We start from the raw sequence: 10,939 nt of genomic DNA, 5'->3' as shown, positions 1-10,939 counted from the left end.
CATCCCATAATATTTACAATAGTCCTTTATTTTTAGCATTTTAACGCGAAAAGCTATATAGTGCACTTCATCTGAAATTGATAAGAAAAACTCACATTCAAAAATCTATAAGGGACTACCTGTGAACCAAACAATGACTTTCTCTGATCTAGGATTAAATCCTGAACTTGTAAAACACTTGCTGACAATGCAGTTTACAACTCCAACACCAATTCAAGTGAACACCATTCCAAAACTTTTAAAATCAAAAGATGATTTCGTAGGTCTTGCTCCGACAGGAACAGGAAAGACAGCAGCATTTGGATTGCCTCTCATCGAAAAGATTGATGCAAACAAAAATGCAATTCAAGCATTGGTATTGAGCCCAACAAGAGAATTGGCTCAACAGGTATCACTTCAATTACAAAACTTCGGTCGTCAAAAAAATATCAAAGTTGTAACTGTATACGGTGGCGCTAGCTACTCGACACAATTGAGTGGTCTAAAAAGAGGAGCGCACATCGTTGTTGCAACTCCAGGCAGACTAGTTGATTTCATCGAGAAAAAAGCATTGTCACTAGCTAACGTACAAGTGGTTGTGCTTGATGAAGCTGATGAAATGGTTTCTCGTGGATTTAAAGATGACCTCGAGTTCATATTAGAAGCGACTAAAGGACAAGAGACGCACCCACAAACATGGTTATTCTCAGCAACAATGAGCTCACAAGTTTCAAAAATTGCGAATAGCTATTTAAAAGTAACTGAAACAACAGAAATCAAAAAAGAAGATCAAATTAATAGCAACGTTAAGCAAATGTACATTGCTGTTCCAGAAAGAGATAAAGCGGAAGTTTTAACTCGTATTCTTCAAGCAGACGACAATTTCTACGGTCTAATTTTCTGTGAAATGAAATCTCAGGTTTCAACTCTTACAAGAATCCTTACTGAAAGAGGATTCGCTGCAGAAGCGATCCATGGTGATAGAACTCAACAAGAAAGAGAAACTACACTGGCAAGATTTAGAAAGCGCGCTGTAAGAATTCTAGTTGCAACTGACGTTGCAGCTAGAGGACTCGACATTAAAGAGTTAACTCACGTGATCAATTACACTATGCCGTGGGTTGTAGACACTTATACTCATAGAATCGGAAGAACTGGAAGAAATGGTGAATCTGGAACTGTAATCAACATCATTTCTAATCAAGAAGTGAGAGACATGCACAGAATCCAAGGCCAATTGAAAGTTCAAATGGAAAAATTAGAAATTCCATCTGGTCAAAAATTAGCTCTACAAAAAATCGCAAGCATTCAAGAAAACTTGGTTAAGGCGACTGAAAACGAATTCTTATTCAATAAAGCTTTAAAAATGGTTGAAGATTCAGTCTCTGCAATCAAAGAAAAAACTCCTAATGAAATTTTGGCGGCAATGTTAATTGCTGATTATAGCGATCTATTATTCCAAAAAGACATTCAGCCATTAACTCTTGGTGCTGGTAACCGTGGAAGCGGAACTGGTGGCGGAGTGAGCAGATCAAGACGCGGCGGTGGCGGCGGCGGAAGATACGGAAGACGTGACGATCGTGGAGAGGGCGGCAGCCGTGGATATGGAAGACGCGATGATCGCGGCGGTGGATACAAAGCTGACGTGAGAGATGATCGCGGTGAGAGATCTGAACGTAGAGGTCCAAGAGCTGATCGTGCGGATAGACCGGAGCGTAGCGAAAGACCTGCAAGAGCGGCAACTGCTGACCGAGGCGAAAGAGCAGAACGCTCAGAACGCAAGCCCCGTAAAGAAGGTGACAGATCTTCATTTAGTGGCGCACGCAAACCTCGCAGCGCAAGCAGCGAACGTAGCAGACCGCGTAGATAATAATTTATTTTAAGATTTGATATTAAGAAAGCCCCGGTTCAAGCTGGGGCTTTTTTTTACCCTACATTTACATCGCGCTGCGCTCCGAATTCATAAAGCTACATTTTAATTTTTAAATTTTATTAAACCTTTTGAGTTCGTCAAATTTGAGGAGGATAGTAATCATATTGGTGGTTGATATGAAATCAGATGATTGCGGAAATTGCGCTAGTCTTTCAAATTCGCACTTTTGTAACTTAAAGCAAAAGTATTTAAATTTTTTAAACGAGAACAAAAAGCACGTCACATATAGAAAAGGTGAAACTATTTTTCGTGAAGGTGATAGCCCTCAAGGTCTTTACTGTATCGATAATGGTATCATTAGGTTAAATCACATAGATGAAGAGGGAAATGAAGTTATCCTGAGATTTCATAAAGCCGGAGAAATGCTTGGCTATCGAGCCTTATTCGCGGAAGAAAAATACCACGCTACGGCTGTCGCTCAGGAAAACAGTGAGGTTTGCTTCATTCCGAAAAATATTGTCAAAGAACTAATGGCTAAAGAACCAGACCTTGCTTTGAGTATTCTAAAGCAAGTCTCTAAAGAGATCCACAGTACTGAAGATAGGATGACCTCAATCATATCTAAACCTGTTAAGAGTAGAGTTGCTGAAGCTTTGATATATTTTAAAAATGAATTGCCGGAGTCCAAATGGACTCGTAAAGACATTGCAGAATGGATTGGCACAACTCCAGAAACAGTAATGAGAACTCTTGCGCATTTTGAAAGCGAAGGATTTATTCATCAAGAAGGGCGTCTCATTCGAATTGCCGATGATCAGGCTATATCCAATATCTCTAAAGAATATTAATAAAATTTAAAACATGATCTGGATCATATTTTAAAGTGAGGACTCTACTAGACTTGAAGGTGCCGCTCTTATCTAAAGCTATATCCAAAGTAGGTCCACCACTTGTTTTGAGTAGTTTTTAGGTATGAGTTGGCAATTTAAATTGGTGGAAATTGAAAGCTGATAATAAGTACCTCATTCATGTTCGTGGCATCACTTGCAGTATGTGCATTCAGAAGTTAGAGAACCTTTCTAACTACGATGACAAAGTAAAGTCTGCGCATGTCTATTTTGGACAGTCGCTTGTAGAAATCCAAACCCATCAACAGACAACTCCAAATGAAGTCGTAGATTATATTAAAAAGTTAGGCTTTAAGGCTGAGTTTTTAGAGGACAAAGCAGAAATTTTTGAGGCCAACAAGAGGTCCAATCGAGAGCATTTGAGTAAGCTGGGTGTTGCAGGATTCTGCGCTGGAAATATAATGCTGGCGACAGTGCCTTTGTACTCAGGGGTTGAGACAGAGTATAAACATTATTTTTCATATCTGGCGTTTGCTCTATTTTTGCCAATTATGATCTACTCAGCGCAGGATTTTTACAAAAATGCGTGGCGCTCGTTTAAGGCAAAGTCATTAAGTATTGATCTACCTATAACTGTTGCGCTAATCACGGGGTTTGCATTTTCAACGTGGAATCTTTTTAAAGCAGAGTACGATCATCTCTATTATGACTCTACTGCGAGTTTTATATTTCTTATTTTATCTGCTAGATATCTTTTGAATAAGCTTCAGCAAAACTTTATTGCTACATATTCAGATACAGATTTTGGATTGAATCATCCATATCAATTGACACACTATGAAGGATCAAAAAAGAAAGAGTTTCTTTTGGTGGGAGATCAACTGACTTTAACAAAAGGTCAAGCTTTACCTGTGAAATCAAAAATATCTTCTGATTTTTCAGAATGGAATTTGTCTTTGATCTCAGGCGAAACATATCCAAAAGACTATCAAAAAAATATGATTATACAATCCGGAGCAATTTTAATATCCGGTAAGTGTTCAGTTGAGGTCCTTGAAACTTATAAGAATAGCAGAATTTGTAATTTTCAAAAAAAATTAGAAGATATAAAAAAGACTAAAAGTGAGTTTGTGCACTTTACGGATCGATTTTCACATTACTTTATTTTATCTGTTTTTACAGTGGCGATAGTTTTTGGAATTTACTTTGCTCAGGTTGATTCTTTTCAAGCTTTTCAGAGATCGTTAGCTTTGCTGATCGTTGCATGTCCTTGTGCTTTGGCTTTAGGTACGCCACTCGCTTATTTGTTAGGAGTGTACAGAGCAAATCAAGCAGGTATACTTGTTTATAAAAAAGATATTTTTGATAGACTTTTACAAGTAAAAAATATTTTTTTTGATAAGACAGGCACCCTCACACATGGGCAGATCAGCGTACAGCGAACAGTGCCTTATGATCCGCACCTCATAAATATTGTGCTCAATATGGAACTGGTTTCTCAGCATCCGATAGCCTTTGCTCTAAGGAAAAAATATATCAATTATTATTCTGATTTAAAGATTTCTGCTTATGAAATTCCTGGCATAGGAATTCAAGCGCAATGGAACGATGACACATATAGATTTCTTAAAAATGTAGACTCAGAGCGAATGTCCTCGGTTCTATACAAAAATAACGAACCTGTGTTGGCAGTATATTTTGAAGATTCAGTTCGAATGGATAGCAAATCTGAAATCTCAAGGCTTGCAAGTAAAGATAAAAATATATTTTTATTAACGGGAGATACTTCTCTCGTTGCGCAAGAAGTTGCCGGCGAATGCGGTATCGAAAATGTATTCTATGATCAAACACCAGATATGAAAAAAGACTGGGTAAGAAAATATCATCCTGCTTTAATGGTGGGTGATGGTTTAAATGATGTCTTAGCTTTGCAATCGGCGCACATCGGAATCTCAGTGCAAGGTTCCGTGCAGATGAGCGCTGACAGCAGTGATGCTTACCTTCTGAAGAGTGGGATTAGTCAAATTTCTTTTTTATTTAATCTCTCTGAAAGAGTTCGTTCTACAATCTACACTAACTTGGGAATATCTCTATTCTATAATTTTGTTGCCGGCTATTTTGCTCTGACAGGAGCAATCAATCCATTGATTGCTGCTATTCTAATGCCCATCAGTTCGGTTGTAATTTTGCTAAATACTTTGAGAGGAGTGAGATGAATATTCTGGTCATACTTATTCCTTTAGCTTTGCTTTTGGGTTTTGTTTTTTTAATTTATTTTTTATGGGCCAATCGTTCTGGTCAATTTGATGATTTGGATACGCCTGCTCTAAAAATGCTCAATGATGATGAAAAAGGAGAGATGCATGAAGGATAACTACGAGTATTTTTCTTACGATGATGATATCGTAAAGAAATTTCTACTAGCTACGATGGTATGGGCAGGAGCAGCCATGTTCTTTGGTTTACTGGCAGCACTGCAATTAGCTTATTGGCCGTTCAACTTAAATAGCGAGTATATTACTTTTGGAAGGCTTAGACCTCTTCATACCAATGCTGCAATTTTTGCTTTTGCAGGAAATGCGATTTTTGCAGGTATTTATCATTCATCTCAAAGGCTTCTTAAAACCAGAATGTTTTCGGATGTTTTAAGTGGAATTCATTTTTGGGGCTGGCAGCTAATCATTGTAGCTGCAGCAATTACGCTACCGCTAGGTTATTCTCAATCCAAGGAATACGCAGAGCTCGAATGGCCTATTGATATTGCAATCACATTGATCTGGGTTGTTTTTGCAATTAATTTTTTTGGGACTATAAAAAAACGCCGTGAGCAGCATATGTATGTTGCTATATGGTTTTATATTGCCACGATCATTACCGTAGCAGTGCTGCATATTGTGAACTCGATTGAACTTCCAGTGACATTCTTAAAAAGTTATCCTGTTTATGCGGGTATTCAAGATGCACTCGTTCAGTGGTGGTATGGTCACAATGCTGTTGCATTCTTTTTAACAACGCCGTTCTTAGGACTCATGTATTATTACATGCCCAAGATGGCGAATCGTCCGATTTATTCATATCGACTCTCAATTATACACTTTTGGTCTTTAGTTTTTATTTATATTTGGGCAGGTCCTCATCATCTGCTTTATACAGCTTTGCCTGATTGGGCGCAAACATTGGGTATGGTTTTCTCACTTATGCTATGGGCACCAAGTTGGGGTGGGATGATCAATGGTCTTTTGACTTTGAGAGGCGCATGGCATCTCCTCCGTGATGATCCGATCATTAAATTTATGGTTGCAGCGATAACATTCTATGGGATGGCAACTTTTGAAGGTCCTCTTTTATCCATTAAATCCGTAAGCGCAATCGGTCACTACACGGACTGGATTATCGGCCATGTTCATAGTGGTGCATTGGGATGGAATGGTTTCCTTACTTTTGCCATGATCTATTATCTAGTTCCTCGTTTATGGAATGTAAAATTACATAGCGTGAAATTGGCGACAGTTCACTTCTGGTTGGGCTTACTAGGGATACTTTTATATTACATATCTATGGTTACGGCGGGAATCACGCAAGGATTGATGTGGTTGGCACTGAATGAAAAAGGGAAATTAGTATATCCAGATTTTGTAGAAACTGTAACAAGAATTGTACCTCTTTACTGGGTGCGTGCAATTGGTGGAGCGTTTTATTTAGCTGGATTTATTTTGTTAGCTTACAATATCTATAAGACAATTCAGGCGGCTCCTAAAAAAGAGAAGGCAGAGCTTTTAGCAGCAAAGGTAATTAAATTTGATAATACAACAGGGACTAAGCACAAAAAATTAGAGGGCATGGGACTTTTATTCAGTGTGCTTTCATTCATTGCAATTGCTGTAGGTTCAGTCATTGAAATTGTACCGACACTTTCTTTGCATAAATATGTTGATCCTATAAAGGTGATTGATCCGTACTCAGCATTGGAACTGGCAGGGCGAGACCTTTATATCAAAGAAGGCTGTTATGTTTGTCATTCTCAAATGATCAGAAAATTACCAGCTGAAGTAATAAGATATGGAAATGCATCTACTATCGAAGAGTCAATGTGGGATAGACCGTTTCAGTGGGGATCAAAAAGAACAGGCCCTGACCTTTCTCGCCTTGGGAAAAAATATCCAGACCTATGGCATTACCGTCATATGATTGATCCAAGAGCTGTCACTCCGGGATCAATTATGCCGGCGTATCCTTGGTTAGCTAAAAACAAAACAGATTTCTTAGTTTTGAGAAAAAAATTATCTGTCATGAAGAGCCTAGGGGTTCCGTATACAGATGAAGAGCTTTCTAGGGCTGATCTTGATGCTGAAGAACAAGCAAAATCCATCGCAGAAAATTTAAAAGCCAGTGGCGTTGCAGTAGATAAGCTTGAGCAGAAAGAAATTATTGCGCTGATAGCATACCTACAGTCTCTTGGACAAAAGGAGAAAAAATGAAGCAAGAGGGTTTGGCATATTTCACAGACACGTGGTTGACCCTGATTGGTCTAGTTATATTTTTTGTCTTTTTTGTCGTGATGATTATCAAGGTCTACAAAATTAAGGATGAATATTACGATGTTATGTCAAAAATTCCATTAGAGGAAAATGAGTCATGAGTGATAAGAACGATAAAAATAATCTAGACAATAAAGACGCGAAGATTCTAAATGAGCATTATGATGGTATTGTTGAACACGATCATCCTTTGCCGAATTGGTGGGTAGCTATTTTTGTAATTACAGTCATCTACGGAGTATTATATTACGGGTATTACGAAATTTTTGATGGGCCATCAACAGATCAGGAGTTAGCTGGCGAATTAGCGGTTATTAAAACTCTCGATGTGGACTCGAGTGGCGGTGGGGATGCCTTTGCAAATTTGGACGAACTCATTAAAGATACAAAAAATATAGAGGTTGGAAAAAAAATTTATGCCGAAAAGTGTTTTATGTGTCATGGCGATAAGGGGCAAGGGCTCATCGGTCCCAATATGACAGATAACTTCTGGATCCATGGAGATAAACCAAAAGACATACTCCATGTCATTCAAAAAGGTGTACCTGAAAAAGGTATGGTGCCTTGGGAAGCAGTTTTGAGCCCTGAGGAACAAATTGCGACGGTAGCGTTTATTAAATCATTAAAAGGTACTAATCCTGCTGGAGCAAAGGCTTCAGAGGGGACAGAGTATAAGGATTAGTTATGTCCTTAGGCGACGAAAGACTTTCTACTACAGACAATAAAGGAAATCGTATTTTCCTTTATCCGGCTGAGGTGAGAGGTTTTTTTAGAAGACATAGAAATATTGTCGAAGTCGCGCTAATTTTATTTTTTCTTATTTTACCTTGGTTGAAATGGAATGGGATTCAAATATTTTTATTTGATATACCAAACAGAACTTTCCATCTCTTTGGAATCTTGTTTAAAGCCCATGATGCTCCGTTGATTTTTTTGGTACTGGCTGTTGGCACCATTAGCCTGGCTTTTGTGACGGCTCTTTTTGGTAGAGTTTGGTGTGGATGGGCTTGTCCTCAAACTGTTTTTATAGATGGAATTTACCGCAGAATTGAAGCTTGGATACAAGGTAATTATATAAAAAGAAGAAAATTATCAGGAGAGCCTTGGCATAAAGAAAAAATATTAAAAGTCTCTTTAACGTGGCTTTGTTATTTTGTTGTGTCCGCTGTCATAGCACACTCCTTTGTAGCGTATTTTGTCGGATCAGATCGTTTGATTGGAATGATGACCGGCACACCAAAAGAAAACTGGACGGCTTTTACAATCGTAATGGGAATGACTTTAGTATTACTTTTTAATTTTGGTTGGTTTAGAGAACAATTTTGTATTATCGCGTGTCCCTATGGGCGTATACAGGCTGTATTGATGGATAAAAAATCCCTGTCAGTTATGTATGATTACAATCGTGGTGAGCCTAGAAAAGATCCGAATATATCAAAAGAAAAACAGGGCGATTGTGTCAATTGCAATCGTTGTGTTGAAGTTTGTCCAACGGGTATTGATATTCGGCGTGGAATCCAGATGGAATGCATTGGTTGTACAGCGTGCATTGATGCTTGCGATGAGATAATGGAAAAGGTTAAAAAACCCTTAGGTCTTATACGCTATAGTTCAGAATTTGAAATTGAAAGTAAAACTCATATTTCAGTAAGAAATAAAATACTTAGACCCAGAGTGCTTGCATACCTATTTGTAATTTTATTAATGAGCACATTGCTAATTTATTTTGTTCAGTCTAGAGATCCTCTTATGGTGAGTGTACTTAAGGCCAAAGAGGCACCTTACTCTCTAATAAAAGAGAATGGGGAAGACAGAGTGTTGAATCATTTTAAACTTCATATGCATAATCAAAGTTCGGATATAATATTTGCTCAGATAAGTTCAGATATCGAATTGGTACTTCCTCAAAATAATCTGATGCTAAATCCCAATACAAGTCGGGAGATTCATTTCTTCGCAAAATTTTCCACGGCTTTAATTAGAGAGTCTGGGGGAAGTATTAAAAAAGATTTGCGAATTGATATTCGGATCAATAATAAGAATACTCAAATCTTAAAGGAATTAACTCTTGTCGGACCTTACTGATATATTTAAAGGATTGGATTTCTACTGGAGCCTTTTGTCTGTCCCGCTGCTTGCGATTATTGCAAGCTCTCATTGCTTTATTGTAGGAATATTTAGTTACTTTTTAATCAAGAAGAATACAAAAAAATCTAAAACTGCACCGATCTTCCTAAGTATTTTATTTTTCTTTGCGTTCATATTTATTCTACAGCATCTAGAATTTGCTTCGCAAAAGCAAAGCAAAGCAAACTTATTCTTTTGCATACCCTATTAATTAATAAAGATTAAAGCTTCATAGGCTTAACGTCAGAAGCTACTTTAATTTTACCCGCAGTGGCTTTCACAACTTGGTCAACAGATAAGTCTGGAGCGAACTCTCTGAGTAAAAAACCTTCTGGCGTAACGTCAAGAACTCCGTAGTCACTGACGATCTGATGAATGCATCTCAATCCTGTAAAGGGCAAAGTGCATTTTTTAACGAGTTTCATATCGCCTGACTTATCTACGTGTTGCATGGCCACGATCACACGTTTTGCGCCGGCAACGAGATCCATTGCTCCGCCCATGCCCTTTACCATTTTTCCAGGAATCATCCAATTTGCGATGTTGCCTTCTTCGTCTACTTGCATAGCACCGAGAACTGTTAAGTCCACGTGACCCCCGCGAATCATCGCAAAACTATCTGCTGATGAAAAGAAACTTGCTCCTGGTACAGTGGTGATTGTTTGTTTGCCGGCATTGATGAGGTCGGCATCCACATCTTTTTCGGAAGGGAAAGGACCCATTCCTAAAAGACCATTCTCGCTTTGTAAATAGACAGTCATCCCTTCAGGAATATAATTCGCAACTAGAGTTGGAATACCAATACCTAAGTTTACAACGAAGCCGTCTTTTACTTCTTTTGAAATTCTTTGTGCGATCTGTTCTTTAGTTAACATGACTTACCTTGTTGTTCGTTGTTCGATGCGTTTTTCGTATGAAGGACCTTGGATGATACGTTGAACGTAAACACCAGGGGTGTGAATTTGATCTGGCTCAAGTTCTCCAACTTCTACCAACTCTTCAACCTCAACAACTGTGATTTTTCCAGCTGTTGCGATCATAGGATTAAAGTTTCTAGCAGTTTTTCTAAAAATCAAATTTCCGAACTTATCGCCCTTCCAAGCTTTAACTAGTGCAAAATCTCCTGTGATTCCTTTTTCAAGGACATAAGGACGTCCGTTGAATTCACGAATCTCTTTGCCTTCAGCAACTAAGGTTCCCACACCAGTGGGTGTGTAGAAAGCAGGGATACCGGCGCCGCCTGCACGAAGTCTTTCGGCAAGAGTTCCTTGTGGGGCAAATTCCAATTCCAATTCTTTTGAGAGATATTGTTTTTCAAAAGTTTTATTTTCTCCAACGTAACTGGAAACCATCTTTTTGATTTGTCTTGTGTGAAGCAAAAGTCCTAAACCAAAATCATCCACGCCTGCGTTATTGGAAACACAGGTGAGGTTTTTTGCTCCCGTGTCTCTGAGTGCTGTAATTAAATTTTCAGGAATTCCGCAAAGACCGAAGCCACCCACTAGGATAGTCATTCCGTCTTTTACGCCTTCAAGTGCTGATTCTGCGTCTTTGTAAACTTTCGTTGCTGCCAT

General features: G+C 38.5%; 9 protein-coding genes. 7 read left to right on the top strand and 2 right to left on the bottom strand.

The features are described from left to right. Window positions 1-121: 121 nt before the first annotated feature. From V4596_04340 to ccoG, 7 genes are all read left to right on the top strand, one after another. Window positions 122-1,849 carry a DEAD/DEAH box helicase gene (locus V4596_04340; protein MES2768353.1) on the top strand — a complete coding sequence of 576 codons (1,728 nt, stop codon included), beginning with the start codon at window positions 122-124 and terminating at the stop codon, window positions 1,847-1,849. A 179-nt stretch (window positions 1,850-2,028) separates the two neighbouring features. Beyond that, the gene (locus V4596_04335) at window positions 2,029-2,700 is read left to right on the top strand and encodes a Crp/Fnr family transcriptional regulator (protein MES2768352.1); all 672 of its coding nucleotides are present in this window, start codon (window positions 2,029-2,031) and stop codon (window positions 2,698-2,700) included. A 152-nt stretch (window positions 2,701-2,852) separates the two neighbouring features. Beyond that, window positions 2,853-4,916, top strand: coding sequence for a cation-translocating P-type ATPase (locus V4596_04330; GenBank protein MES2768351.1), 2,064 nt, complete (start codon window positions 2,853-2,855; stop codon window positions 4,914-4,916). Next, entirely contained in the window at window positions 4,913-5,074 is a 162-nt protein-coding gene (gene ccoS / locus V4596_04325; GenBank protein ID MES2768350.1) for a cbb3-type cytochrome oxidase assembly protein CcoS, read from the top strand. The genes V4596_04330 and ccoS overlap by 4 nt, the downstream gene beginning before the upstream one ends. Beyond that, on the top strand, window positions 5,064-7,178 hold the full coding sequence (ccoN, locus tag V4596_04320; GenBank protein MES2768349.1) for a cytochrome-c oxidase, cbb3-type subunit I: 2,115 nt from the start codon (window positions 5,064-5,066) through the stop codon (window positions 7,176-7,178). The genes ccoS and ccoN overlap by 11 nt, the downstream gene beginning before the upstream one ends. A 157-nt stretch (window positions 7,179-7,335) precedes the next feature. Continuing rightward, complete coding sequence (locus tag V4596_04315) at window positions 7,336-7,920, top strand: c-type cytochrome (GenBank protein MES2768348.1); 585 nt, start codon at window positions 7,336-7,338, stop codon at window positions 7,918-7,920. Between the two features lie 2 nt (window positions 7,921-7,922). Then, window positions 7,923-9,323, top strand: coding sequence for a cytochrome c oxidase accessory protein CcoG (ccoG, locus tag V4596_04310; protein MES2768347.1), 1,401 nt, complete (start codon window positions 7,923-7,925; stop codon window positions 9,321-9,323). A 263-nt stretch (window positions 9,324-9,586) separates the two neighbouring features. Here ccoG and V4596_04305 read toward each other — a convergent pair whose 3' ends face one another. Together V4596_04305 and V4596_04300 are read right to left on the bottom strand one after the other, a co-directional pair. Beyond that, a complete protein-coding gene (locus tag V4596_04305) occupies window positions 9,587-10,240 on the bottom strand; it encodes a CoA transferase subunit B (protein ID MES2768346.1) in 654 nt (217 codons plus the stop codon). Window positions 10,241-10,243: 3 nt separating this feature from the next. Further along, window positions 10,244-10,939, bottom strand: coding sequence for a CoA transferase subunit A (locus V4596_04300; protein ID MES2768345.1), 696 nt, complete (start codon window positions 10,937-10,939; stop codon window positions 10,244-10,246).

It is taken from the genome of Bdellovibrionota bacterium, from assembly GCA_040386775.1.
Taxonomy (GTDB): domain Bacteria; phylum Bdellovibrionota; class Bdellovibrionia; order Bdellovibrionales; family JAEYZS01; genus JAEYZS01.
Note: the sequence above shows the minus strand (reverse complement) of the source record. Positions and strands in the feature narration are given on the sequence as shown.